This is a genomic window from Kitasatospora sp. NPDC051853 (assembly GCF_044452665.1).
Classification (GTDB): Bacteria; Actinomycetota; Actinomycetes; order Streptomycetales; family Streptomycetaceae; genus Kitasatospora.
Genome location: NZ_JBITBY010000004.1, coordinates 1 through 438 on the forward strand (window position 1 = coordinate 1; position 438 = coordinate 438).

Annotated in this window: 1 rRNA gene; it reads left to right on the plus strand. The window is 68.3% G+C overall.

Features of this window, described 5'->3' with window-relative positions:
• Positions 1-87: ribosomal RNA gene (rrf, locus tag ACIA8O_RS12275) — 5S ribosomal RNA — on the plus strand; the annotation flags it as partial.
• Positions 88-438 lie beyond the last annotated feature (351 nt).

Below are 438 nucleotides of genomic sequence, written 5' to 3' on the forward strand. Positions count from 1 at the left end.
GGTTACATTCCGAACCCGGAAGCTAAGCCTCACAGCGCCGATGGTACTGCAGGGGGGACCCTGTGGGAGAGTAGGACGCCGCCGAACAATTCTTCAAAGGCCGTGGCCCCAGCGAATAGCTGGAGCCACGGCCTTTTTGTTTTTCCCGATGGCATCAAGCCGGCTCCCGCCCGACAGCGGGGACGGTCCGGGTGCCGGACAATGGAGCTGGTGTGTGGCCACGCGGGCCGCCGCCAGACCGCACCGGACGGGAAGTCCCGTCCAGGCCGCGCGGTTGAGCTGAAGCAGCAGACAGGAGTCACCACGATGTCGAATCCTCCCCAGGACCGCCCGGACCGTCGCGACGACGGCCGTGGCTACGAGCCCCGGTCGCGTGGCGGCTGGTCGAACGACCGGGGTCCGCGCCGGGACGACCGTGGCGACCGTCCCTCCTATGGC